The 23,175-nt window shown below is 63.4% G+C and carries 23 protein-coding genes; 7 read left to right on the forward strand and 16 right to left on the reverse strand.

The window, feature by feature from the left end; translation table 11 throughout:
* Positions 1 to 22: 22 nt before the first annotated feature.
* Positions 23 to 1,177 (forward strand): PA0069 family radical SAM protein, encoded by a 1,155-nt coding sequence (locus N5A92_RS00965; protein WP_260899945.1) that lies wholly within the window; start codon positions 23 to 25, stop codon positions 1,175 to 1,177.
* A 151-nt stretch (positions 1,178 to 1,328) separates the two neighbouring features.
* A complete protein-coding gene (locus N5A92_RS00970; RefSeq protein ID WP_260899946.1) occupies positions 1,329 to 1,988 on the forward strand; it encodes a ribonuclease HII in 660 nt (219 codons plus the stop codon).
* Positions 1,989 to 1,994: 6 nt separating this feature from the next.
* Here the strand turns inward: N5A92_RS00970 and N5A92_RS00975 are convergent, their stop codons facing one another.
* Positions 1,995 to 2,564, reverse strand: coding sequence for an NnrU family protein (locus N5A92_RS00975; protein ID WP_260899947.1), 570 nt, complete (start codon positions 2,562 to 2,564; stop codon positions 1,995 to 1,997).
* Between the two features lie 173 nt (positions 2,565 to 2,737).
* Between N5A92_RS00975 and N5A92_RS00980 the strand changes: the two genes are divergently transcribed.
* A complete protein-coding gene (locus N5A92_RS00980; RefSeq protein ID WP_260899948.1) occupies positions 2,738 to 3,445 on the forward strand; it encodes a TetR/AcrR family transcriptional regulator in 708 nt (235 codons plus the stop codon).
* Positions 3,446 to 3,540: 95 nt separating this feature from the next.
* Here N5A92_RS00980 and N5A92_RS00985 read toward each other — a convergent pair whose 3' ends face one another.
* From N5A92_RS00985 to N5A92_RS01010, 6 genes are all read right to left on the reverse strand, one after another.
* Positions 3,541 to 4,020 (reverse strand): F0F1 ATP synthase subunit B, encoded by a 480-nt coding sequence (locus N5A92_RS00985; protein WP_260899951.1) that lies wholly within the window; start codon positions 4,018 to 4,020, stop codon positions 3,541 to 3,543.
* A gap of 12 nt (positions 4,021 to 4,032) precedes the next feature.
* Positions 4,033 to 4,602 (reverse strand): F0F1 ATP synthase subunit B, encoded by a 570-nt coding sequence (locus tag N5A92_RS00990; protein WP_260899952.1) that lies wholly within the window; start codon positions 4,600 to 4,602, stop codon positions 4,033 to 4,035.
* 67 nt (positions 4,603 to 4,669) lie between these two features.
* A complete protein-coding gene (locus N5A92_RS00995) occupies positions 4,670 to 4,894 on the reverse strand; it encodes a F0F1 ATP synthase subunit C (protein ID WP_008595464.1) in 225 nt (74 codons plus the stop codon).
* Between the two features lie 76 nt (positions 4,895 to 4,970).
* Positions 4,971 to 5,720 (reverse strand): F0F1 ATP synthase subunit A, encoded by a 750-nt coding sequence (locus N5A92_RS01000; protein ID WP_260899953.1) that lies wholly within the window; start codon positions 5,718 to 5,720, stop codon positions 4,971 to 4,973.
* A gap of 47 nt (positions 5,721 to 5,767) precedes the next feature.
* Positions 5,768 to 6,115, reverse strand: coding sequence for an AtpZ/AtpI family protein (locus N5A92_RS01005; RefSeq protein WP_260899954.1), 348 nt, complete (start codon positions 6,113 to 6,115; stop codon positions 5,768 to 5,770).
* A gap of 227 nt (positions 6,116 to 6,342) precedes the next feature.
* The gene (locus N5A92_RS01010) at positions 6,343 to 7,446 is read right to left on the reverse strand and encodes a cell wall hydrolase (RefSeq protein WP_260900962.1); all 1,104 of its coding nucleotides are present in this window, start codon (positions 7,444 to 7,446) and stop codon (positions 6,343 to 6,345) included.
* Between the two features lie 312 nt (positions 7,447 to 7,758).
* Here N5A92_RS01010 and N5A92_RS01015 point away from each other — a divergent pair, with 312 nt between their 5' ends.
* Complete coding sequence (locus N5A92_RS01015) at positions 7,759 to 8,283, forward strand: OsmC family protein (RefSeq protein WP_260900963.1); 525 nt, start codon at positions 7,759 to 7,761, stop codon at positions 8,281 to 8,283.
* Here the strand turns inward: N5A92_RS01015 and der are convergent.
* The gene (gene der, locus N5A92_RS01020; RefSeq protein WP_260899955.1) at positions 8,280 to 9,701 is read right to left on the reverse strand and encodes a ribosome biogenesis GTPase Der; all 1,422 of its coding nucleotides are present in this window, start codon (positions 9,699 to 9,701) and stop codon (positions 8,280 to 8,282) included. The genes N5A92_RS01015 and der overlap by 4 nt on opposite strands.
* 5 nt (positions 9,702 to 9,706) lie before the next feature.
* Positions 9,707 to 10,372, reverse strand: coding sequence for a tetratricopeptide repeat protein (locus N5A92_RS01025; RefSeq protein ID WP_260899956.1), 666 nt, complete (start codon positions 10,370 to 10,372; stop codon positions 9,707 to 9,709).
* Positions 10,373 to 10,540: 168 nt separating this feature from the next.
* Here N5A92_RS01025 and N5A92_RS27370 point away from each other — a divergent pair, with 168 nt between their 5' ends.
* Positions 10,541 to 10,699, forward strand: coding sequence for a TraR/DksA C4-type zinc finger protein (locus N5A92_RS27370; RefSeq protein WP_425248513.1), 159 nt, complete (start codon positions 10,541 to 10,543; stop codon positions 10,697 to 10,699).
* A gap of 111 nt (positions 10,700 to 10,810) precedes the next feature.
* Positions 10,811 to 11,794, forward strand: coding sequence for a polysaccharide deacetylase family protein (locus tag N5A92_RS01030; protein ID WP_260899957.1), 984 nt, complete (start codon positions 10,811 to 10,813; stop codon positions 11,792 to 11,794).
* Positions 11,795 to 11,808: 14 nt separating this feature from the next.
* On the opposite strand, the gene sbmA is transcribed toward N5A92_RS01030, so the two are convergent.
* The gene (sbmA, locus tag N5A92_RS01035; RefSeq protein WP_260899958.1) at positions 11,809 to 13,119 is read right to left on the reverse strand and encodes a peptide antibiotic transporter SbmA; all 1,311 of its coding nucleotides are present in this window, start codon (positions 13,117 to 13,119) and stop codon (positions 11,809 to 11,811) included.
* Between the two features lie 254 nt (positions 13,120 to 13,373).
* Entirely contained in the window at positions 13,374 to 14,954 is a 1,581-nt protein-coding gene (locus N5A92_RS01040; protein ID WP_260899959.1) for a BCCT family transporter, read from the reverse strand.
* Between the two features lie 345 nt (positions 14,955 to 15,299).
* Here N5A92_RS01040 and N5A92_RS01045 point away from each other — a divergent pair, with 345 nt between their 5' ends.
* Positions 15,300 to 15,566 (forward strand): YMGG-like glycine zipper-containing protein, encoded by a 267-nt coding sequence (locus tag N5A92_RS01045; RefSeq protein ID WP_260899960.1) that lies wholly within the window; start codon positions 15,300 to 15,302, stop codon positions 15,564 to 15,566.
* Positions 15,567 to 15,685: 119 nt separating this feature from the next.
* Here the strand turns inward: N5A92_RS01045 and melA are convergent, their stop codons facing one another.
* From melA to N5A92_RS01070, 5 genes are read right to left on the reverse strand one after another with little or no spacing between them, the layout of a single operon-like run.
* A complete protein-coding gene (melA, locus tag N5A92_RS01050; protein WP_260899961.1) occupies positions 15,686 to 17,056 on the reverse strand; it encodes an alpha-glucosidase/alpha-galactosidase in 1,371 nt (456 codons plus the stop codon).
* 16 nt (positions 17,057 to 17,072) lie between these two features.
* Positions 17,073 to 18,740, reverse strand: coding sequence for an ABC transporter ATP-binding protein (locus tag N5A92_RS01055; RefSeq protein ID WP_260899962.1), 1,668 nt, complete (start codon positions 18,738 to 18,740; stop codon positions 17,073 to 17,075).
* A 9-nt stretch (positions 18,741 to 18,749) separates the two neighbouring features.
* Positions 18,750 to 19,910, reverse strand: a complete 1,161-nt coding sequence (locus tag N5A92_RS01060; protein WP_260899964.1) for an ABC transporter permease — start codon at positions 19,908 to 19,910, stop codon at positions 18,750 to 18,752.
* Positions 19,907 to 20,917, reverse strand: coding sequence for an ABC transporter permease (locus tag N5A92_RS01065; protein WP_260899965.1), 1,011 nt, complete (start codon positions 20,915 to 20,917; stop codon positions 19,907 to 19,909). The genes N5A92_RS01060 and N5A92_RS01065 overlap by 4 nt, the downstream gene beginning before the upstream one ends.
* 55 nt (positions 20,918 to 20,972) lie before the next feature.
* Complete coding sequence (locus tag N5A92_RS01070; RefSeq protein ID WP_260899966.1) at positions 20,973 to 23,066, reverse strand: ABC transporter substrate-binding protein; 2,094 nt, start codon at positions 23,064 to 23,066, stop codon at positions 20,973 to 20,975.
* Positions 23,067 to 23,175 lie beyond the last annotated feature (109 nt).

Consider the following 23,175-nt stretch of genomic DNA (forward strand, 5'->3'; position numbering starts at 1 on the left):
CGAATCGTGGAGGTACAGAGCCATGGACCAGATTGCACGGGCAGATCTTGCCGCCTCGAAGGGCGGCGGCGTGGCGATGGCCAATGCGATGATCGAGGAAGCAGGCCTGCGCATCGGCGAGGACCGCCGCCGCGGACGCGCTGCCGGCATCAATCCCACCGGCCGCTTCGAACCGCTCACGCGGCACGTCTTTGATGACGGGTGGGAGACCCTGGAGGACCTGCCGCCTTTCAAGACGGAAGTGCAGGTAGAGAAGCCGCGCACCATCATCACCCGCAACACCTCGCCCGACATATCCTTCGACCGTTCAATCAATCCCTATCGCGGCTGCGAGCACGGTTGCGTCTACTGCTTCGCACGGCCGACGCACAGCTACATGGGCATGTCGCCGGGGCTCGATTTCGAATCACGGCTGTTCGCTAAGCCGGATGCCGCGAGATTGCTGGAAAGGGAGCTTTCAAAGCCCGGCTACGAGCCGCGTACCATCGCCATCGGCACCAATACCGACCCCTACCAGCCGGTCGAGAAGAAGTGGCGCATCATGCGCGAGATTCTCGAGGTCCTGGAGGCGCATGGGCACCCCGTGGGCATCGTCACCAAGTCGGCGTTGGTCACCCGCGATATAGACATCCTGTCGCGCATGGCCGAGCGCGGACTTGCCAAGGTGGCGCTTTCGGTGACGACGCTTGACCGCAAGCTCGCGCGCACCATGGAGCCGAGAGCGGCTACGCCGCCGCGCCGGCTGGAAGCGATGCGCAGCTTGAGCGATGCCGGCATTCCCGTTTCGGTGATGATCGGCCCGGTGATCCCCGGCATGAACGATAGCGAGATGGAGCGCATTCTGGAATCGGCCTACGCGGCCGGTGCGCGCGAGGCAGGCTACATAATCCTGCGCCTGCCGCTCGAGGTGAGCCCGATATTCAAGGACTGGCTGCTGCGCCACTACCCGGACCGCTATCGCCATGTCATGTCGCTCGTCCGTTCGATGCGCGGCGGCAAGGATTATGATGCCGAATGGGGCAAACGCATGAAGGGAACCGGGCCCTATGCCTGGCAGATCGGTCGCCGCTTCGAGATCGCGGCCAAGCGCATCGGTCTCAACGTCCAGCGGCGCAAGCTGCGTACGGATTTATTCAAACCGCTCAACGGCCAGGGGGAACAACTCGTGCTTCTTTGAGTTTGCGTGCAGACGGCTCGTAGCCCCTGCGCCTTTCACGTCTTTCCGTCGCGAGCCCGTCCCCCGGCCCGACGGTGCCTTCCCGGTTTTCTCCGCCCCCTGACCGGGAAAGGCTTGCGGAGAATCGGAAGCGATGCGAGCATCGCCGACAATGGCTCCTTCGCATTCCGATTCTCCGCTTCTCTTCGATATCCCGGTGCGCCCCGACTTCGTGCTGGAGGCAGGCATCATGCGCGACGGTCATGCGCCGGTGGCGGGTCTCGACGAGGCAGGGCGCGGGCCGCTGGCCGGTCCAGTGGTAGCGGCGGCCGTGGTGCTTGACCCCGAGCGCATCCCGGACGGTCTCGACGATTCCAAGCGCCTTTTGCCGGAAGCGCGCGAAGGCCTGTTCCTCGACATCTTCGAGGCAGCGCTTTCCGTTTCCGTCGCCTCGCTGTGCGCCAACTCCATCGACGGATCGAATATCCTCAAGGCGAGCCTCGAGGCCATGCGCCGTGCGCTGGACGGCCTGTGCGTGCGCCCGGCCTATGCGCTTGCCGACGGGCGCGACGTGCCGCCGGGTCTCGCCTGCCCCTGTCGCGCCGTCGTCAAGGGCGACCAGCGTTCGCAGTCCATCGCCGCGGCATCCATCGTCGCCAAGGTCGTCCGCGACCGCATGATGGTGCGCACGGGCGCGCTGGTGCCGCACTACGGATTCGACAGCCACGTCGGTTACGCCACGCCGCACCACCGCTCAGCCATCGCGGAGCATGGGCCCATCGCGCGCCTTCACCGCATGAGCTTCTCGCCCTTCAAACCGGTCGCGGCCTGAAGCCTCTCAGAGAGGCGATACGCCGAAGAGCACCCGGTGCAGCCAGCCGACGAAGACGACATAGACAATCAGTCCGCCGACCACCGCAATCACGTCATTCCTCAATGAAGGTGCCTTGGACGATGCGGGTCCTCGCGGTCGCTGCGTCACCGAAGCCCAGTCGGCACCCGCCCAAAGGGCAATGCCTCCGAAAAGAAACAGGTCGGCCAGCGTGCCATTGGCGAGAAGATGCGCTGCTCCCCAGAGCATGGTCGCTATGAGCATGGGATGCCCGATCGTGGTCTTGATGTGACCCGGAGCATAGGCCGCGATGAGGAGCGGAAAGACCGGCAACATCAAGAGTAGCGTAACGTGCCGCAGCGCTGGAGGCGTCGCGTAGAGAACGGTCGGGTCCTGTCGCGCCAGGCCATACCCCCAAACGATCAGCGCCAGGCCGAGAATGGAGGCCACAGTGTAAGGCAGCATCCAGGCGCCCTTGCCGCGGGTCGCCAGAACATTCTCTCGCAGATGCGGAGCCACTATGAGAAGCGAGTGAGTGCCCAGGAACAGCAGAAGACCGAGGATAAGGACCAGCATGCGAACTTCCTTTTGCCATTGCGCTCGGCCCAGTTTCCCACTTGCGCAGATGCAGGCGGGACCCGGTGCCTCACTTGCACCACTTACATTTGTTATATAGTCTAACTAACGTTATTAGCATTTTCCTGTCAACACGCCCCATGAACAGACAAACCGACACCGCAAAACCCACGATGAGCCGGAGGAAAAAGCTCCGCGAGGCCACGCTGGTGGAAATCCGGACAATTGCGCGCAAGCTGCTCGTCAACAAGGGGAGCACTGCAGTCACCGTCAACGCCGTCGCCCGCAGGATGGGGATGAGCGGTCCGGCCCTTTACCGCTATTACTCCAGCCAGGCCGAACTGATTGAGGCGCTCAGGGCGGACTTCTATCGCGAACTGATCGCCAAGATGCGCTCCGCCGGTGAAAGCCGCGCCGGCACGGCCGGTTGCCGCCTTTTGGCCATCTGCCGTGCCTTGCGCGGCTGGGCGGTTGCGCATCCGGCCGAGTTTCGCTGGCTGTTCGCCAGCCCTGCGCCCCCGATGGGCGAGCGGCGGTGCGATCCATCCGCGAGCGGGACCGGCCAAGCCTTCGGGCTGGTATTCCTGGAGCAGGTGGTGGAAATATGGGAGACGCAGCGCTTCCCCATCCCCAGCCTGGAGGACATGGACCCCGCGATCGCCGACCAGCTTCGCGCCTATTCGGAAAGGATCGACGGGCGCCTGCCGCCCGAGGCGGCCTATGTCTTCCTCGCCTGCTGGATGCGGCTCTACGGCCTTCTGTGCATGGAGGTGCTCAACCAGATCAGCTTCGCCTATAGCGATATGGAGCCGGTCTTCGAGGAATGCTTGCAGGAACTGTGCGGGCTCCTGGATATTGCTTATGAGGGACCAAGGTCCTGACGAGATGGTGACGGGGGTCGGTGCCGCCCCTATCAACAAACAAAAATGCCGCCAGAGGCCGGCGGCATTCGGTGATCCTTGAGGACGGGCAGCCGTTAATTCAGCTTCGACTTCACTTCCTTCAGTGAATTATCGAACAGCGCCCCGCTCACCTTGCCGTCCACCTTGTCGGCCAGGATGCTGCTCGCCGCAGCGACCGCCACATCGACAGCGCGAGCACGCACCTCGTTCACAGCATCCTGCTCGGCCTGAGCGATCTTCTGCTCGGCCAGCGCTGTGCGACGGGTGACGTACTCCTCCGTCTTCGTCTTCGCCTCGGCGACGATGATCTTCGCCTCGCGCTTGGCGGCGGCGACCATCTCCTCCGCCTCCTGCTCGGCTTCCTTGCGCTTGCGCTGATACTCGGCCAGAAGCTGCTGGGCCTCCTCACGCAGGGCGCGCGCGCCGTCGAGTTCGTTCTTGATGCGCTCGGCCCGCTTGTCGAGCGTGCCGTTCAGCATCGCCGGCACCTTCAGATAGGCGAGAAGGGCGAGGAAGATGATGAGGGCGATCAGTGCCCAGAATGTCGCGTCCATGGCCTTCTCCTACTACCGTGCGGCCTTGACGGCGGCGGCAAGCGCCTTTTTGTCCACCTTGCCGCCGACAAGCTCGCCGACGATAGCGCCGGCGGTCTCTTCGGCAATAACGCCGACATCGGCAAGGGCTGTGGCCTTGATGTCGGCGATGCGGCCTTCGGCCTCCTTCAGCTTGGCGTCGAGCACTTCTTCCACCTTGCGACGTTCGGCCTCGGCTTCCGCTTTGGCACTATCGCGCGCTTCCTGGGCGATGCCGCCCGCCTTCTTGCGGGCCTCCGCCAGTTCCTGCTCGTAGGCAGCCACTGCCTCATCCGCCTCGTCCTTCATGCGCGCTGCTTCATCAAGATCCTGGGCGATGCGGTCACGCCGCACCTCCAAGATGCCGGCGATGCGCGGCAGTGCCACCCGCTTCAGGAACAGGTAGAACAGGCCGAAGGTGATCGCCAGCCACAGAAGCTGCGAAGGATAGGTCTCAGTGTTGAACGGCGGGAAGTCCCCGCCGCCTTGGGCAGCGCCTTCCACGGTGTGGGCTTCGTCCAATGCAGGCGGTGCCTCCTGCGCGAATCCCGGTGTCACAAACATACGCTTCCCCTGTTCACATCAGCCGGCCACGCATCCCGCGGCCGGCATTGTCCGTGATGCCGCGCTCTTAGGTGAAGAGCAGGAGGAGGGCGACAAGCAGCGAGAAGATGCCGAGAGCCTCGGTCACGGCGAAGCCGAAGATGAGGCGGCCGAACTGGCCGTCGGCGGCCGACGGGTTGCGCAGGGCGCCCGCCAGGTAGTTACCGAAAATGTGACCGAGGCCGATGCCGGCGCCGCCCATGCCGAGGCAGGCGATGCCCGCGCCGATTGCCTTCGCTGCTTCTACTTCCATCTTGCAACTCCTTGTGGATCGTAGCTTTTTTTCAAATTGCCTGGATTGTGGCGGAGAGACCCGCCGATGAGGCTTCCTAGTGGCCGGGGTGCAGTGCGTCGTTCAAGTACATGCAGGTCAGGACCGCAAAGACATATGCCTGCAGGAACGCCACCAGAAACTCGAGACCGGTCAAGGCCACCGTCATGGCGAGCGGCAGCACGGCGCCCGCGGCACCTGCAACACCGAGCGCCCCAAGCGAGGTGACGAAACCGGCAAAGACCTTGAGCGTGATGTGGCCGGCCAACATATTGGCGAACAGACGCACGGACAGGCTGACAGGCCGGGAAAGGAAAGACACCACCTCGATCGCCACCACCAGCGGCATCAGCACACCGGGCACGCCGTCGGGCACGAACAGCTTCAGGAAGCCGAGCCCGTGTTTCCAGAACCCATAGACCAGCACAGTGCCTATGACGAGGATAGCCAGCGCGAAGGTGACGATGATGTGACTGGTGACGGTGAAGAAGTAGGGGAACATGCCCAACAGGTTGGCCACCAGCACGAACATGAACAGCGAGAAGACGAAGGGGAAGAACCGCATCCCGTGGCTGCCCGCCGCATCACGCAGCATCGACGCGATGAACTCGTAAGCCATCTCGGAGATGGACTGCAGCCGGCCGGGAACCAGGCCGCGGCTCGACGTCGTCAGGAAGAGAAAGGCGCCGGCGCCGGCCACCGTGGCGACCATGAAGGCGGAGGCGTTGGTGAAGGAAAAGTCGAGCCCGCCGATTTCGATCGGAATCCATTTCGAGATCTGAAACTGATGGATCGGGTCTGTGGCCACTGTGAGCCCCTCGCTTTCACGCAGCGGCCAAGCGCCGCTTTCCTTCCTTAAAGATCGTCGTTGCCCTTCTTCGGCGCCTTCGATCCAAACTCGGCAATTTGCCCCGCGGAACGCAGGACATTGAGAATGCCTGCTCCGAACCCTAGGAGCAGGAAAACGATCAACCCCCAAGGCGACGTGCCGGCCATCCGGTCGATGAACCAGCCCAGCGCCGCACCGACCAAGACGCCGGCAATGAACTCGCTGGAGAGTTTCAGCGCATTCGCGAAATCGCTCTTACCGCCCCTCTCCGCGCCTTCGCCACCATCCGGCTTTCCCGGTCGTCTGGCTGCCAGCGCCGCCTCAAGGTCGCGCCGGCGTCCATCCAGATCGCCCGGCTTTTCCCGTTTGGCCACCGCAACCTCCGCACCGGCTACCGGTCAGCTTCCGTCGCCTCAAAGTCGCGCGCAACATAGAGAGCGGCCCGGCGCCCGTCAAGCCGCGCGACATCGACTCCAACAGGGCATTTTCTATAGAAATAACAATGAATTAGTTGGGTGCGACAAAGCGCCTTCGGCGGTGCACACTCTTCGCCCGGCGGAATCGGGCGCTTTTGCGCCTCGAGCCCGGTCCACGGGCAGGCTCAGTTCCAGCCGCCACCATAGGTGCGGTAGAAGATGTGCTGGCCGATCTTCTTCATGCGCTCCATGGCTGAGGCCCAGCGCGGGCGCACATAAGTGGCGTGGTAGTGGGTGGAGGATCCCACCTCGTCCAACCAGATCTTGCCGGCGGTGACGGCCATCCCCACCTGCTCGGCGGTCTCGAAATGGCCGGGGCTTTTCACGCGATCGCGGATACCGTCGCAAGCGAAAGAGAACTGGCAGCGGTTGCGCCACTTCTCGTTTTGGTAGACCACGCCGCAGATGGAGTGCGGATAGGCGGGATTGCGCACGCGATTGAGGATAACCTGCGCAACCGCCGCCTGCCCCTCCACCGGCTCGCCGCGCGCCTCGAAATAGATGCCGGCGGCAAGGCACTGCTGCTCGCGCTCGGAAAAGACGGTGGCGGGAAGCGTCTGGCGCGCCCACGGATGATCGCTCGGCGGCACCGGCGGGACGAAGCGCCCATCGTTCTCGTCGCGCAAGATACTGGCAAATGGCGAAGCCTTCGCATAGTCGGGCTCGGGCGGGGCATAGGCGGTGGCCAGGATGTCCGCCTTGTCGTTGTTCACGAGGCTGGCGATCATGGGCGGCAGCGCGGGTTCGGCCGGCTTGCCGTGCTTTAGGTGAAAGGCGGTGGCGATCCGCTCCTCCTGGCCCTCAATCTCCGGCATTACGAAAGCCATCAAGATGTCGCTCGCCTGCGGGGGAGCCATAAGCACGGCGCTCGTTTTCTTGAAGATGGAGCCGGCGTTGAAGAGCTTGGGCGGGGCCATGGGCAGAGTCTTGACCACACGCCCTTCTTTGCCGGCGCGGTTGATACGCTCTTCATCCGGCGTGGCTGCAGTCTTGCCTTTGGTGCGGAAGGCGACCTCGCCGATACCGGGAGCGGCAAGCCCGGCGCCGGAGATCGCGCCAAGCTTGGCATCGGCGCTGGCAAACGGCATCTCCGCCTCGTGCACGGAACCGGCCACCGAACGCTCGATGACGGCAGCCCAGCGGCTAGCGCCTTCCTGGTTGGTGATCAGGCTCGTCATATCCTGATAGGCGGCAACGGTCGGAAAGCCGATCCATAGGCCGAAGCCCATCAGCAAGGGAGAAAGAAGAGAACGATTCCGGCCGAAAAACCCATGCAGCCGCTCTACACCCGAAGCAAGCACCCGACCCCTCACTGAAAACGCATACAACGCCAACTGCGGGGCAAGCTAGTTCATTAACCTTGACCACCCGTTAACGATCGAAACGAAATTGTATCCACCCACCTAGGCACAGGCGGTGGAGCCACCGAGATCCGAGGCGGCGGCGGGGCCCCGAAACCGCGGCGCCTCGATAACTTGATACCACGACCGTATCGTGTGGGGTATGTTGGCGCTGTCCGCGGAAACGGGAGGAGAAAGATGATGGATGCCAGCACGCTGCGCGCCCTTCAGGCACCGATCAAAGAGCGCTACAAGTCCGATCCGCAGGCCGCCCGCATCACGCTGCGCGCGAGCGGCACGCTTGATGAGCAGAATGTTGCCTGCAAGGTGGAGACCGGACGGGCACTCGCCGTTGCCGGCCTGCACCCGGCGACCGGTGGAACAGGCCTTGAATTGTGCTCCGGCGACATGCTTCTAGAGGCGCTGGTGGCGTGCGCGGGCGTGACCATAAAAGCGGTGGCGACCGCACTAGAAATCCCGCTTCACTCCGCCGCCGTGTCGGCGGAAGGCGATCTGGACTTCCGCGGCACACTTGGTGTTGCCAAGGATGCGCCCGTAGGCTTTGCGCAGATACGCCTCAGCTTCGACGTCGAAACCGATGCGCCGCAGGAGAAGCTCGATCAGCTCCTCAAGCTCACCGAGCGCTATTGCGTGGTCTACCAGACCATCCGAAGCGGCCCGCCGGTGGAGGTGAGGCTGCAGCGTGCAAACAACGCCAGCGCTTAACCCCGCCGGCGCTTGGCGCGCCCCGCATAGGGATTCTCCGACGTGCGGAGCGCAATGCGGATGGGCACGCCGAAGATGTCGAAGGTCTCGCGCAGGCCGTTGACGAGGTAGCGCACATAGGCTTGCGGCATGGCTTCCGGCCGCGAGCAGGACAGCGCGAAGCCAGGCGGCCGTGTCTTGATCTGCGACATATACTTCACCTTCAGCCGGCGCCCGGCGACGGCAGGAGGCGGGTGCCGCGCGGTGGCCGCTTCCAGCCAGCGGTTGAGCGGACCGGTGGGCACACGCCGGTTCCACACCGCGTGGGTGGCGAGGGCGGCCTCCATCATCTTGTCGAGGCCGCGGCCGGTCTCCGCGGACACAGGTATCGCCCTCAGCCCACGCGCCTGCGGCAACAAGCGTTCCGTCTTCTCGCGCAGCTCGGCCAGCGTCTGCTCGCGATCTTCGATCAGGTCCCACTTATTGAAGACGACGACGGGCGCACGGCCCTCGCGGATGACGAGGTCGGCAATCTGCAGGTCCTGCTTGTCGAAGGGCATGGTCGCATCGAAAACGATAATCACCACTTCGGCAAAGCGGATAGCGCGCAGCGTCTCGGCCACCGACAGCTTTTCAAGCTTTGCCTGCACGCGCGCCTTGCGCCGCATGCCGGCGGTGTCGAACAGCTTGATGCTGCGTCCGCGCCAGCGCCATTCGACGGAGATGGAATCGCGCGTGATCCCCGCCTCCGGCCCGGTCAGCATGCGCTCCTCACCGATCAGCGCATTGATCAGAGTCGACTTGCCGGCATTGGGCCTGCCGATCACGGCGATGCGGACGGGCTTGTCGGGATCGTAGGCAGGCTCCTCCGCATCCGCATCGACGTCATCGCCTGCCAGCGCCCCTTCGGCAGGGACTTCCTTCGTCTCCGTCTCTTCCGCCATCTCACCGGCCACAGCAGCAATGGCGTCGCGCAGCTCCACCATGCCGTTCCCATGTTCGGAGGAGACGGCGACGGGTTCCCCCAGCCCCAGGCTCCATGCGTCGAACACACCGGCCTCGGCACCGCGTACGTCCGTCTTGTTGGCAACCAGCACAACCGGCTTGCCCTTGCGACGCACGATCTCGGCGAAGGTCTGGTCGTCGGGCACCAGCCCGGCCTTTGCATCGATCATGAAGATGACGAGATCGGCCTCGTCGATGGCAATCTCCGTCTGCGTGCGCATGCGCGCTTCCAACGTGGGAGCGGCGGCATCTTCCAGCCCCGCCGTGTCGATGACGTCGAAACGAAGATTCTGCAGGCGGGCCGGATGCACGCGCCGATCTCGCGTCACGCCGGGCGTGTCGTCGACGAGCGCAATCCTGCGTCCCACCAGCCTGTTGAAGAGGGTCGACTTGCCGACATTCGGCCGGCCGACAATGGCGACCTTGAATGCCATCGCTATTAACCGGGCTTGCCGGAGCCGGCGATCAGATCGGACATCATCTCCGCCCGCTGGCGCGCACCGGCCGGAGCCTGCGGATCGTCGATTATCTGCCCGTACAGGGCAAGCGCATTTTCCCGGTCGCCCTCTTTCCATGCGGCAAGGGCAAGGGTCTCGCGGGCGGTGTGGCGCATGGCATTACCCTCGGCCGTCAGAGGTTCTACGCGGGTGGCGACATCGGTATAGCTGCCGTGGTCGACAAGCAGGAGGGCGGCGCGCAGGCGCGCCATATCACGGATGGCGGCGGGCACCGAATTGTCGCCGGCGACGGCATCGTATTTGGCGACCGCCTCTTCCGGCTTGCCATCGTCGGCCAGCGTCGCCGCCGCGCGCAGGCGCGCCAGCACCGGATATGAGCCGTAGCCAGAGGTCTCGATCTCCTCCAGGGCGGCGAGCGCCTCGTCCGTTTTGCCCTCGTCGGCCAACTCCAGCGCGCGAGCGAAAGCGTCGCCCGCTTGGTTGGCGCGCGACGTCGACCAGTATTCGTAGCCCACATAGGCGGCCGTCGCGAGAATAATGAGGCCCACGGCGGCGATCGCCATTGTCCCATAGCGCCGCCATAGCGCCTTGAGCTGGTCTTGGCGAAGCTCTTCGTTGACCTCGCGGATGAAGCTGTCGTCTGACATAAAAAACCTGTTCACGGCCGAGCGGAGCCCGGATTACTTTTCTGCCCGCGTTTTAGCGGAAATTCGCGCGCATGGAAGGGGGTTGGCAGAAAGAGACGATTGCGGCCAAAAAGCCGCATGCCTAAGATGACGCGATGACGATCGAACCCAACATGGCGCGGCGGCGGCTTGCCGAAAAACGCACCGAACTCGAAGAGCTTTCCCGCCTCTCCGAAGAGACCCGCAAGCCCGTGGAACTCGACCAGCAGTGGAGAGGAAATCCCAGACCGGCGGCTGCAGATCGACCCGATGGCCGAGCGCTGCGTAGGGTGCGCAGGCGGCCGGTAGACGCTTGCGCCCTTCCCGTTCTTCAAACCTGTGCATACCTCATCGCGCGTCTACACCGCGCCATAATTTCTCCCTACCCGGCACACGGGGTTGTTCTTTCATGGCTGTTGCATGTCGTTCCTGTTGCGTCTTGGTGCATTCGCACTTCTCTTGCTTCCCTTCCCTGTCCATGCCGGCCCGCGGCCGCAGTATGTGATCGTCTCCTTCGACGGCGCGTCCTTCATCGAACAATGGGAGCGCAGCCGCCAACTGGGGGAGCGGACAGGCGCGCGCTTCACTTACTTCTTATCCTGCGTCTATCTTCTCTCGCCCGAGACGCGCGACGTCTATCAGGGGCCTGGCATGGCGGCGGGCACGTCCAATGTCGGTAACGGCGCATCGAAAGAGGACGTGCGCCGGCGGCTTATGCAGATCTGGCAAGCACACGGGGAAGGCCACGAGATCGCCAGCCATGGCTGCGGCCATTTCGACGGCGGCAAATGGAGCGCTTCCGATTGGAAACAGGAGTTCGGCCAGTTCCGCACCGTCCTGCGCGAGGCCTGGGAAATCAACGGCCTCGAAGGCAAGCCGATAGGCTGGCACCACTTCGCGGACCGCGAGATTGTCGGCTTCCGCGCGCCCTATCTGGCGACCGGTCCCGGCCTTTTCAAGGCGCTGGCCGAGGAGGGCTTCCGCTACGATGCCAGCACCGTATCGCGCGGCCCGGTGGCACCGGCGGCCAAGGGTGGGGTGACGCACTTCTCTTTACCGCTGATACCCGAAGGCCCGGCCGAAAAGCGCATCATCGCCATGGACTACAATCTCTATGTGCGCCATTCCGGCGGGCTGGAGCGGCCGAGCCAGGCACAGGCTTTCGAGGAGCGCGCCTATCGCGCCTTTAAGGCCGCGTTCGAAAAGGAATATGCAGGGGAGCGCACGCCGCTGCAGATCGGCTTCCACTTCACTCTGATGAACGACGGCGCCTATTGGCGCGCACTGGAGCGCTTCGCCGAGGCCGTCTGCGCCAAACCGTCGGTGCGCTGCGTCAGCTATCGCCAATATCTCGACGAGACCGCGCCGGCCTCGGCCGCGCTGCGCCGCAGCATCGACGGCTGAGGCGGCCGGCGGCCTCACGCCGCCGGCTGGTCCTCCGGCGTCACGCCGGCCTGCTCGCGCTCCATGTAGTGCCGGTCGATGTCGGGCAGCGGCTCGCCCCTGAGTGTGGCCTCGAAGGCCTTTAGGCGCTTGTAGATCGACATCAGCTCGACGATCGTGGTCCAGGAATTCACTAGATATTGGAAGGAGCCCTCGACGCGGCTGAAGGCGCGGATGATCTGCTGCATGACGCCCAGTGTTATGGCGCCGCCGACGATGGAAGGGCCGAGTGCGATATAAGGCACCAGATTGCCGATCTGCAGATAGAAGATGCGCACCAGGTTGAAATACATGTAGTTGAGGTAGAGGCGGAAATAGTTCCGGCGCACGTTGTCGAACAGTTCGCGCACGGTGGGCGGGTCGGCACGGTCGGCATGGTCTTCGCCGTAAACAAGCTCCTTACGGTAGGCAGCCTCCACCCGCTGGTTGCGAAACTCCAGGCCCGGCAGGCGGAGGCCCGCCACCGCCACCAACGCTGTGCCCAACACCGACCATAGGATCGCTACGAAGACGAGCCCCTGGCTGACCTCGCCGATGATCGGCAGTTCCGTCACATGCGCCGACAATCCCCACAGAAGCGGCAGGAACGCGATCAGCGTCATCAGCGAGTCGACCAGACTGATGCCCAGGCTCTCGGTGATCGAGGCAAAGCGCATGGTGTCTTCCTGCACGCGCTGAGCTGCGCCCTCGATATGGCGCAGCTTCTGCCACTGCGCCATGTAGTAGGCGTTCATCGCCGTGCGCCAGCGGAAGATGAAGTGGCTGACGAAGAAGCGGAACAGCGTGCCGAAGAACACGTAGACCAACGCGATGCGCAGAAAGGCCGCGATCTGCCAGTAAAATTCGCTTGCTTCCACCTCGCCGGGCGAGCCGAGCGCGAGCTGCACCATATCGTAGAACGTGCCGAACCACTCATTGATCATCACGTCGAGCTGGACGAGAAACCAGTTGACGAAGAGGATGAGGGCAGAACCGGCGACCGACCAACGCGCCCAGGTGTGCGGGGAGAACCACATCCAGCCGCCGACGAAGATGCCGATGACGGCAACGAAATATTGATAGAACCAGAATTCCGTGGCCGACGACGCCGCTTCGGCGGCAGCGGCACGCGCCGCCTCCGCCTCGGGCCCCAGCGCCTCGGGATAACCGAAACCGAAAAAGTCACCGAGGCTCAGCGACGGTCCAAGCCCCTTTGCCAGCCCGTACCATAGGAGAATGCAAAAGAGGCTCCAAAGAATGAAGCTGGCGAAGAACAGACGTGGTCGGGGGAAGAAGGAGACGAACATGATGCATTCCTGGGTGCGGGCCCTTCGTGCAGGCCCTGAAAGCGGGGCATAGAACAAGCCCGGGCCCCGCAAGCCTTATCTATCGCGCCGCATCTGAAGCAATCCGGCGCGCCGCACATTACGAGTGCGCACAACACACCACAACATACGATTCTGTAACGTTATGGGGACGAACCATATCCCAATATGAGAAGGGCCCGCCGGTTGCGGCGGGCCCTTCGTCTACCGGATGACCGGTCCTGTCGGATTTTCCCTCAGCGCTCTTCCGTCGCCAGTGCTCGCCAAGTGGCGTAAAGCATGAGCACCAGCAGGATGGCGAAGGGGAAGCCGGTGGCGATGGCACCGGCCTGCAGTGCCGCCAGCCCTCCGCCGAGAAGCAAGACGATCGCCACCAGCCCTTCGAAGGTGGCCCAGAAGACGCGCTGCGCCACCGGTGCGTCGATCTTGCCGCCGGCGGTGATGGTGTCGATCACCAGCGAACCGGAATCAGATGAGGTGACGAAGAAGACGATCACCAGGATGATGCCGATCAGCGAGGAGATGGCAGCCAACGGCAGGTCGGCCAGCATGGCGAACAGCGAAAGCTCCGGCACATAATCAACCACCGTCTGCTGCACGCCTGTGTAGCCCTCTGTCAGGAACTGGTTCATCGCCGTGCCGCCGAAAGTCGTCATCCACAGAATGGACACCAGCGTCGGGATGATGAGCACGCAGGTAATGAACTCGCGCACCGTGCGGCCCTTGGAGACGCGGGCAATGAACATGCCGACGAAGGGCGACCAGGATATCCACCAGGCCCAGTAGAAAGTGGTCCAGCCGTGCACGAAATCCGTATCGTCGCGGCCGATCCAGTTGGAAAGCGCGGGCAGGTTCTTCACATAGATCCAGGTGTTGTTGAAGAAGCCGGTGATGATCGCCAACGTCGGCCCGAGCAGGATAACGAAGAACAGGAGCGTGATGGCCAGCACCATGTTGATTTCCGACAGCCGCTTGACGCCTGCATCGAGCCCCGCCACGACCGACACCAGCGCTACCGCCGTTATCCCCATGATCAGGAGTACCGTATTGGTATCGCTCACCTCCACGCCATAAAGCTCGTTGAGACCGGCCATGGCCTGCGATGCGCCCAGGCCCAGCGAGGTTGCGAGGCCGAACAGGGTGGCGAACACCGCCATGGTGTCGATGACATGGCCTATCCAGCCGCGCACGCTCTCGCCGAAGATGGGATAGAAGGCGGAGCGGATGGAAAGGGGCAGGCCCTTGTTATAGGCGGCCAGCGACAGCGACAGCGCCAGCACGGCATAGATCGCCCAGGGATGCAGGCCCCAGTGGAAGATAGTGGCCGCCATGGCCATCTCGCGCGCTTGCTCCACGGCGCCCGGCACCACCTCGCCGTCGACAATCGGCGGTGCCACGCCAAGTGGCGGGTTGTTGAAGTGATACATCGGCTCCAGCACGCCGAAGAACATCAACCCGATGCCCATGCCGGCGGCGAAAAGCATGGCGAACCAGCCGGCATAAGAATATTCGGCCACGGCGTCCTTGCCACCCAGGCGCACCTTGCCGAACGGCGTGAACACCACCACGAGGCAGAAAATGACGAACAGGTTGGCCGAGATCATGAAGACCCAGTCAAAGGTCGAGGTGAGCCAGGTGCGCAGCCCCCCGAGTATCGGGCCGGCGCTCTCGCGGAAAATCAACGTGACGATGACGAACGCGACGATGACGACGGCAGAAACGAAGAAGACGGGATTGTGGACATCCAAGCCCATGATCCGGACATTGTCCTGCCCCGGCGCAAGACCGGGTTCCTCCTGGACGGGCGTATCAGCCATTTTTAGCTCCATTTTTGTCCGGCGCAGGCAAGAAAAGGCCCCCATGGCCCACGCGCCGGAACATTCCTCCGCACAACGAGCCTGTAGAAAAACAGCCGTGCAAAATGGTCTCTTTGCGACCCCAACCGTGCGGAATGAGACGAAAGTCCAACAATTCAGGCGGAAAATGAACCCCCCGGCGGCGAAAATGTGACGAAATCGGCGCGTTTCCAGAAGATTCTCGCCCCGTAGGCGCATGACGCTTGACGTGTGGAGTGCGACAGGAAAGCATCTACAACGTTCATAGCCGGAACATTTTGCCGCAGGGCGCATTATGTCCGGTGCAACGTTATGTTGGAGAGTCGTATGAGAAAGCTCATTCTTTTGGTGCCGTTCTTGGTCGCCGCCGCAGCGTGTACGCCCACTGAGCAGGGTGCGGCGATCGGCGGTCTGGGCGGCGCAGCAGTTGGCGCGGCGGTAGCCGGTAACGAGGTCGAAGGGGCGGTCGTCGGCGGTGCGGCCGGCGCTATTGCCGGCGCGCTCATCGGACGGGCAGCCGAAGGCCGCAACCAGTGCATCTACCGCGACGAGTACGGCCGTCGCTATACCGCAGCGTGCCCGAGGGGCTACTGAGCCTTCTGCGGTCGCGGTGAGCGATCGACGAGACCAAGCGAATGGGCCGAAGCATTGCTTCGGCCCATTCCTGTTTGCGCCATCGGATGGAGCGCTGGCGCGGGGAGGAACTCTTTCGCTTATGCCACCTGCCGTTTCGCCTCTCCGCGTGCCCATTCGGGCAGCATGTCGCCATGGGCGGCGATCAGGTCGTCGGTGAGACTCCATATCTGTTCAAGATCGAGTTCGGCAGCCGCGTGCGGGTCCATCATCGCCGCGTGATAGATATGTTCGCGGCTCTCCTTCATGAGCGCGGCCACCGTCAGTTCCTGCACGTTGATGTTGGTGCGCATCAGCGCCGTGAGTTGGGGCGGCAGGGAGCCGACCGCCGTCGGCTGGATCCCGTTGGCATCCACCAGACATGGCACCTCCACCGCACAGCCCTCAGGCAGTGACGTGATATAGCCCTTATTGGCAACGTTGCCGTAGATGACGGAAGGCTCGCCGGTCCACACCGAGTTCATGATCGAGGAGGCATATTCGTGGCTCTCCTCCACCTCGATGCGCTCGGCCTTGCGGTATGCGTCGGCCTGCTTCTTCCAGCGCTCGATCTGCTCCACGCAGCGCTTTGGATACTCGTCGAGGGGGATGCCGAATTTCTCGATGAGGTCCGGCCGGTCGCGCTTGATGAACCAGGGCACATACTCAGCGAAGTGCTCGGAGCTCTCGGTGACGAAGTAGCCGAGCCTGGTCATCATCTCGTAGCGCACCTTGTTGGGGCAGCGCGGATTCCAGTGGCTGGGCTTCGGGAAACGCCCCTCACGATAGCCCTTGAGAAGCTCGGGATAGAGGTCCTTGTAGCTCCCGTCCGGCTGCCTGTGCTCGAAGTTGAGATAGAAGGCCATGTGGTTGATGCCGGCGGCGCGGTAGCGGATCTCCTCCACCGGGATGCCGAGATCGCGGGCAAGCTCCCATGCCGTACCCTGCACGGAGTGGCACAGCCCCACCTGCCGTATCTGCGGGTATTTTTCGGCAATCGCCCAGGTGTTGATGGCCATCGGGTTCACATACTGCAGGAGGATCGCCTCCGGGCACACCTCCATCATGTCCGCGCAGACGTTCCATAGGTGTGGTACGGTCCTGATGGCCCGCATGATGCCGCCCACGCCCAGCGTGTCGGCGATGGTCTGGCGCAGGCCATATTTCTTCGGCACCTCGAAGTCGATCACCGTCGAGGGCTCGTAGCCGCCCACCTGGAAGGCGACGATGACGAAGTCCGCGCCATCGAGCGCAGCGCGCCGGTCCGTATAGGTCTCCACCGTCGCCGGGACGCCGAGCGTCGCCACCAGCTTGCCCGCGACGACCGCGCTTTCCTCAAGCCGCTCGGGATTGACGTCCATCAGCGCGACCGTGGCGCCGGCAAGCGCCGGACGCTGCAGCACGTCGCCGATGATGTTCTTCATGAACACTGTCGATCCGGCGCCGATGAAGGCAATTCTTGGCTCTGCCATTCTGCTTCTCCGAAGTTCAAGCGGCAATTTCGAACGCGGCACGGACGAGCCGCTCCGTATAGTCGGTCTTGGGGTTGGATAGCACCTCCTCCACCGGGCCTTCTTCGACGATCCTGCCGAACTGCATCACCATCACCCGATGACACAGCGCACGCACCACCTTCAGGTCGTGCGAGATGAAGAGATAGGAGAGGCCCTTCTCGTCCTGCAGCTTGCGCAACAGGTCGATGATCTGCGCCTGCACCGACAAATCGAGCGCCGAGGTCGGTTCGTCGAGCAGGATGAATTCCGGTTCCAGAGCGATAGCCCGGGCGATGGCGATACGCTGGCGCTGACCGCCGGAGAACTCGTGCGGAAAACGGTTGAGGATGGTATCCGGCAGCCCGGCGTCGACGAGCGCCTGGCGCACGCGGTCCACCCGCTCGCGCGTATTGGCGCCGATGCCGTTGACGATCAGCCCCTCTTCAATGATCTGCCTGACCGACATGCGCGGGTTGAGCGAGGCGAAGGGGTCCTGGAACACCACCTGCATGCGCGAGCGCAGCGGCTGCATGCCCTTGCGGTCCCTGCCGTGGATCGCATCGCCATTGAAAAAGATCTCGCCGCCCTGGTTGTCGATCAGCCGGATGAGGGCTTGGCCGAAGGTGGTCTTGCCCGAGCCGCTTTCGCCGACGAGGCCGAGCGTCTCATGGCGCTTCAAGCCCAGGTCGAGGTTATCGACGGCCACCAGGTCGAAATAGTCGGGCTTGAACATGCCGCCGCGCCTGAGCTTGAACGTGACGTTGACCTCCCGGCCCTCCAGCACGATGGGCTCACCTCCGCCGAGTGGCTTTGCCGAGCCCTTGGGTTCGGCGCCCATGAGACGTTGGGTGTAGGGGTGCTGCGGTTTGCGGAACAGCGCCTCGGTCTCGTTGTGCTCCTGAACGACGCCGTTCTGCATCACATAGACATATTCGGAGAACTGGCGGACGATGGTCAGGTCGTGGGTGATCAAAATCACCGCCATCCCGTATTTGTCCTTCAGCTCTTTGATGAGATTCAGGATCTGCGCCTGCACCGTCACGTCGAGCGCGGTCGTCGGCTCATCGGCGATGAGGATGTCCGGCCGGTTGGCGAGCGCCATGGCGATCATCACGCGCTGCCGCTGTCCTCCGGAAAGCTGGTGCGGATACTGCCTCAGCCGCGCCTCGGGCTCGGGGATGTGCACCTCCTCCAGAAGCTGCCGCGCCCTTTCCATGGCTTCCTTGCCGCTGATGCGATTGTGCAAATGCAGGATTTCGCAAATCTGGCGGCCGATCGTATAGACCGGGTTGAGCGAGGACATAGGCTCCTGAAAGATCATGGAGACCTTTTTGCCGCGCAAGCGCCGCATCCCCCGCTCGCTCATGGACACGATGTCCATTCCCGAAAGCATGATATTCGTGCCCGGCTTGATCGTCGCCCGCCGCGACAAAAGCCGCATCACCGTGCGTGCCGTCACTGACTTGCCGGAGCCGCTCTCGCCCACCAGCGCAATGGTTTCGCCCTGGTGCAGCTGAAACGAGACGTCGCGCACCGCATTCACCACCCCGCCCTCGACCTTGAAGTCGACGGCGACGTTGCGCGCATCGAGGATCAGCTCGCGGCCGTGCTGGCCGAGGTCGTGCCGCTCGGGCGGGGCGAAGGGATTGCTTCTGTCGAGCATCTTATTCCCTCAATACGGATCGATGGCATCGCGCAGACCGTCGCCCAGCGCGTTAAAGGCGAAGACGGTGATCAGCACGAACACCACTGGCGAAAGGATCCACGGATAGGAGCCGATCACGGAGAAGTTGGACGTGTCCTGCAACATCAGTCCCCAGGAGATAAGCGGCGGCTTCACCGCAAAGCCGAGGAAGCCGAGGAAGCTTTCGAGCAGCACCACCGTCGGGATCGCCAGCGTGACGGCGACGATCACGTGGGAGAGCACATTGGGCAGGATGTGGCGCAGGATGATGCGCCCGTCCCCTGCCCCTACCGCCATCGCTGCACGCACGTAGTCGATGCGCGCCAGAGCCAGTGTCTTGCCGCGCACCTCGCGGGACAGCTGCGCCCAGCCCAGCGCGGCGAGCACGACGATGACGAAGGCCAGGAAGACGTTGGACGACGTGGTGGCTGGGATCAACGATGCAAGCGCGAGGTATAGCGGCAACTGCGGGAATGCCAGCACCAGCTCCACGAAACGCTGAAGCCAGGTGTCCGCACGCCCGCCGAGATAGCCGGAGGTGATGCCGACCAGGGTGCCGACGGTCGTCGTGATGGTGACGACGATAAGGGCGATGGCGAGCGAGATGCGCGCGCCGACGATGCCGCGCGAAAAAATATCTCGGCCGAACTTGTCGGTACCCAGGAAATGCACCGGCTGGCCATCGCGCGCGCCGAAGAAACGCACCCTGGCGGGAATCAGGCCGAAGAGGCGGTATGGACTGCCCTCGACGAAGAAACCGAGCGCGATCGGGTTCTCCAGGTCCGGCCCGGTAATCGGCTGAAAGGTCACCGGGTCAAGCTCTCCGGTCTCGCCGATCGGATAGGCGTAGGGCATGAGTGAGAAGCTGCCGTCGGGCGCGAAGAAGCTGATATGGTCCGGCGGTGCGAAAGCGATGCCAGGCTCCTTCGGGTTCATCGGCGCGAAGAAGTCGCCGAAGATCGTCACGATCACCAGGAGCGACACCAGAATCAGGCCGACCATGCCGCTGACGGAACGGCGGAGGCGCCGCCAGACGAGCCGCGAGTAGCTCTCCTCGCCCTGGACCGGCTTGGTCGTCGGTGCCTCCGGTGGGATTCCGGGCGAGGCTTCTTCATGCTCGGTCGGGGTGGGAAGAATGGTCGTGCTCATTCGGCTGCTCCTCCCAGTCGCACACGCGGGTCAAGCAAGGCCAGCAGGAAGTCGGCGATGATGTTGCCAATGATCAGCGTCGCCGCCAGCACCAGCATGAACGTGGCCGTCACATAGACGTCGCCGCGGTTCATGGAGCCGACGATGGCCGGCCCGACGGTGGCGAGCGAGAAGACGATTGCGACCTCGATCTCGCCGGTCAGCATATAGGGCAACACCACGCCCTGATAGGCGACGAGCGGATGCAGCGCGTTGGGCACCGCGTGCTTGAGCACCACCGCGCCTTCCGATAGGCCCTTGGCGCGCGCCGTCTCCACATATTGCGCGTTCAGCGTATCGAGCAGGTTCGACCGCATGACGCGCATGTTGTAGGCAAGCCCGCCGAAGGTGGCGATGGCGATCACCGGCCAGACATGCTTCACGAGATCGACGAATTTCGCCCACGACCACGGCGCTCCGCCATAACGCGGCGAAAAGAAGCTGCCGAGCTCCTGCACGTTGAGCTTGAAAGCGAGGATGTAGAGGATGATCAGCGCCAGCAGGAAGCGCGGGATCGTCATCCCGAGGAACGAGATGAACGAGAACAGCGTGTCGACCCAGCTATATTGCCGCGTCGCCGCGATGATGCCGAGCGTGATGCCGAAGATCGACGCCAGGATGTGACAGGTGAGCGCCAGCAGGATCGTGCGCGGCAATCGTTCCGCCACCACGTCGCCCACCGGCTTGTTGTAGAAGAAACTGTGCCCGAAATCGCCGCGCGTCACGATGCCGGTGAGCCAGCGCGCATATTGCACCGGGATCGGATCGTTGAACCCGCGCGCTTCGCGCCAGGCCTCGGCCTGCGCCTCTGCCTGCTCGATTGAGGCGCCGCCCTGGTTGATGAGCTGGGAGCGGATGTAGTCGCCATAGTCGCCCGGCGGCGCCTGGATGATGGCGAACGTCACCACGCTCAAGACGAACAGGACGGGCAGCGCCGACAAAACGCGTATGGTTACGAAGCGCAGCATGATTCAACTCTTCCTGGCGGACGAGGGGACGGACCCCCTCGCCGCCGTTGTCGCCTCAGTTCACCGGACCGTCCGCGCCCGGCTCGCCGGGCAGCGTTTCGGCAAACAGCTCGTAGTCCTGCTGCTTGTCCTTCGGCACATACACCCGCTCGCGGATAATGTTGTCCTCGGCCCAGTTGAACATGAAGATGGGCGCGCCTGCAGGGATGTTGGCAAAGCGCTTGTTGATGATGAGGGCACCCGGATACTGCGTCACGCCGATCGCCCACAGGTTCTCGGTGTAGAGCTTCTGGTACTTCTTCATCAGCTCAAGCCGCTCCTGGTTGTCCCGGCTCGATGTAAAGGCGTTGACGACCTCGACCATCTCCTCCTCGAAGGGCAAGAGGTCGAGCGTGCCATCGGTGCCCGCGCGCCGCGTCCAGGTCGAGCGCGGCCCCACCGGCGCCAGCCGCTCGGTAAACTTGAGCGCCGTCGCCAGTTCCTCCGAGTTGCGGAAGAGGGCCCAGTCGAACTTGCCGCCCTGCAGCAGATCCTGCTCCGTGTTGGAGTTCTGGATGTTCAGGACCACGCGCAGGCCTATGCGCTCCATCATGGCGATAATGCCTTCGGCAAGGCTTCTGTTGGTCTGATAGTCGCCATTGATGAGCATGACGATCTCGACGTCCTGACCGCCGACGCCTTCCGCGTCTTCGGGGAAGTTGACGATGCCGTTACCGTCCGTGTCGGTCAGGCCGGCCTTTTCCAGTTGGGCCTGCGCGGTTTCCACCGAGTAAGGGTAATAGACCGTGGACTCCTTGTCGTAGAACGACGTCCCGGAATAGAGACCGCCCGGATAGATGGCCGTGAAGGGCCCTTTCACCAGCGCCTCGCCCAGCCGCTGCCGGTCAAGCGCGTGGGTGATGGCCTTGCGGAAGTCGAGATTGCGATTCAGTTCCCGGATCGCCTGGCCGCGCGCATCGGGGCTGCCCCAACCATTGGCCGAAAGGTTCGGATAGACCGTGTAGCCGATGGTGCGGGCGCCGAAGGCAAGACGCGCCGGCGCATTGTCGTCCGCCGCCTTCCTCAGCGACTCCACATAGTTCTCGGGCTGTTCGAGGTTTGAGAAGTCGCCAGTGCCGGCCACCGCCTGCACATCGCGGTCGGCCCAGGTGGACAGCTTGTAGTGCACCTCGTCGAGATAGGGGAGTTGGTTGCCCTCCTCATCGACCTTCCAATAGTAGGGATTGCGGCGCAGCACGACGATATCGTCCGACCGGTATTCCACCGGGACCCATGCCCCCATCACCGGCCAGTTCATGAATTCCGGCGGGAAGGCGTTTTGATACTGGTCGTAGGTGTTGTCCGAGTATTTCGGATGCTCGGGCTTCAGGATGTGCGACGGTCCGGGACAGAAGGTGCCGTAGGCCATCTGGTAGAGATACTGCTCGGGAAAGGCTTCCTCGAAGGTCCAGCGGATCGTGTAGTCGTCGAGCGCTTCGAGCTTCGTCCCCTTGCCGCCGAATGTGTCGGCCGTCGCGCCGTTGAGCGGCGAGACATTGGGGTCGAGCACATGGTCTTCCCAATAGAACATCACGTCGTCGGCATCGAACGGATCGCCGTCGGACCATTTCGCGCCCTCGATCAACTGCATCGTGAGCTGATGGCCGTCCTCCGACCACTCCCAGCTCTTGGCGAGGTTCGGCATCGGCTCGACCTCGTCCGCCTTGACGGTGAAGAGCGGCCCGACGCGCGTCAGGCATTCCATCATGCCGATATCGATACCTCCCCAGCCCTGGCTCTGGCCGGCGATGTAGTTCCAGCCCTCGGGCCGGCCACCGATGACGTGGCGCATCACGTCGCCATAGGTGCCGATGCCGTCGGGCATGTTTCCGGCCTTGTAGACCAACGGCTCCTTCGGCAGGCGCTCTTCCACCGGCGGCAGCTTGCCCGTGTCGACGAAATTCTCCTTGACCCACTCGGGCTCGTGGTACGCATCAAGCGCGCGATACTCCATGATGTCGGAAATGCCGACAAAGACCGGCTCGCTCTGCGCCGGAAACACCGGCGGATCCGGCGGCGTGGTCGGCTCCACTATCTGGGCATGCACCGCCAGCGCCGATGCGCTCAACAGCATACCCGCCCCACTCAGGGCCATCAGCTTCCTGTACATCTTTCCTCCCTTTCGTCACTTTACGCGTCTTGCCGGAACTCCCATCCGGACACAGTTGCGTATCCCATGACGGTACCCCTTGCGCAGCGTCATGCAATCCGGTTCTCTA

Origin of the sequence: Chelativorans salis, from assembly GCF_025336525.1 — a bacterium.
GTDB classification, from domain to species: Bacteria; Pseudomonadota; Alphaproteobacteria; order Rhizobiales; family Rhizobiaceae; genus Chelativorans; species Chelativorans salis.

Bases quoted from the DNA above. Each gene is read 5' to 3' on its own strand.
- N5A92_RS00965 (WP_260899945.1), top strand. From the start codon at position 23: ATGGACCAGATTGCACGGGCAGATCTTGCCGCCTCGAAGGGCGGCGGC.
- N5A92_RS00970 (WP_260899946.1), top strand. From the start codon at position 1,329: ATGGCTCCTTCGCATTCCGATTCTCCGCTTCTCTTCGATATCCCGGTG.
- N5A92_RS00975 (WP_260899947.1), bottom strand. From the start codon at position 2,564: ATGCTGGTCCTTATCCTCGGTCTTCTGCTGTTCCTGGGCACTCACTCG.
- N5A92_RS00980 (WP_260899948.1), top strand. From the start codon at position 2,738: ATGAGCCGGAGGAAAAAGCTCCGCGAGGCCACGCTGGTGGAAATCCGG.
- N5A92_RS00985 (WP_260899951.1), bottom strand. From the start codon at position 4,020: ATGGACGCGACATTCTGGGCACTGATCGCCCTCATCATCTTCCTCGCC.
- N5A92_RS00990 (WP_260899952.1), bottom strand. From the start codon at position 4,602: ATGTTTGTGACACCGGGATTCGCGCAGGAGGCACCGCCTGCATTGGAC.
- N5A92_RS00995 (WP_008595464.1), bottom strand. From the start codon at position 4,894: ATGGAAGTAGAAGCAGCGAAGGCAATCGGCGCGGGCATCGCCTGCCTC.
- N5A92_RS01010 (WP_260900962.1), bottom strand. From the start codon at position 7,446: ATGGGCTTCGGCCTATGGATCGGCTTTCCGACCGTTGCCGCCTATCAG.
- N5A92_RS01015 (WP_260900963.1), top strand. From the start codon at position 7,759: ATGGATGCCAGCACGCTGCGCGCCCTTCAGGCACCGATCAAAGAGCGC.
- der (WP_260899955.1), bottom strand. From the start codon at position 9,701: ATGGCATTCAAGGTCGCCATTGTCGGCCGGCCGAATGTCGGCAAGTCG.
- N5A92_RS01025 (WP_260899956.1), bottom strand. From the start codon at position 10,372: ATGTCAGACGACAGCTTCATCCGCGAGGTCAACGAAGAGCTTCGCCAA.
- N5A92_RS01030 (WP_260899957.1), top strand. From the start codon at position 10,811: ATGTCGTTCCTGTTGCGTCTTGGTGCATTCGCACTTCTCTTGCTTCCC.
- sbmA (WP_260899958.1), bottom strand. From the start codon at position 13,119: ATGTTCGTCTCCTTCTTCCCCCGACCACGTCTGTTCTTCGCCAGCTTC.
- N5A92_RS01040 (WP_260899959.1), bottom strand. From the start codon at position 14,954: ATGGCTGATACGCCCGTCCAGGAGGAACCCGGTCTTGCGCCGGGGCAG.
- N5A92_RS01045 (WP_260899960.1), top strand. From the start codon at position 15,300: ATGAGAAAGCTCATTCTTTTGGTGCCGTTCTTGGTCGCCGCCGCAGCG.
- melA (WP_260899961.1), bottom strand. From the start codon at position 17,056: ATGGCAGAGCCAAGAATTGCCTTCATCGGCGCCGGATCGACAGTGTTC.
- N5A92_RS01055 (WP_260899962.1), bottom strand. From the start codon at position 18,740: ATGCTCGACAGAAGCAATCCCTTCGCCCCGCCCGAGCGGCACGACCTC.
- N5A92_RS01060 (WP_260899964.1), bottom strand. From the start codon at position 19,910: ATGAGCACGACCATTCTTCCCACCCCGACCGAGCATGAAGAAGCCTCG.
- N5A92_RS01065 (WP_260899965.1), bottom strand. From the start codon at position 20,917: ATGCTGCGCTTCGTAACCATACGCGTTTTGTCGGCGCTGCCCGTCCTG.
- N5A92_RS01070 (WP_260899966.1), bottom strand. From the start codon at position 23,066: ATGTACAGGAAGCTGATGGCCCTGAGTGGGGCGGGTATGCTGTTGAGC.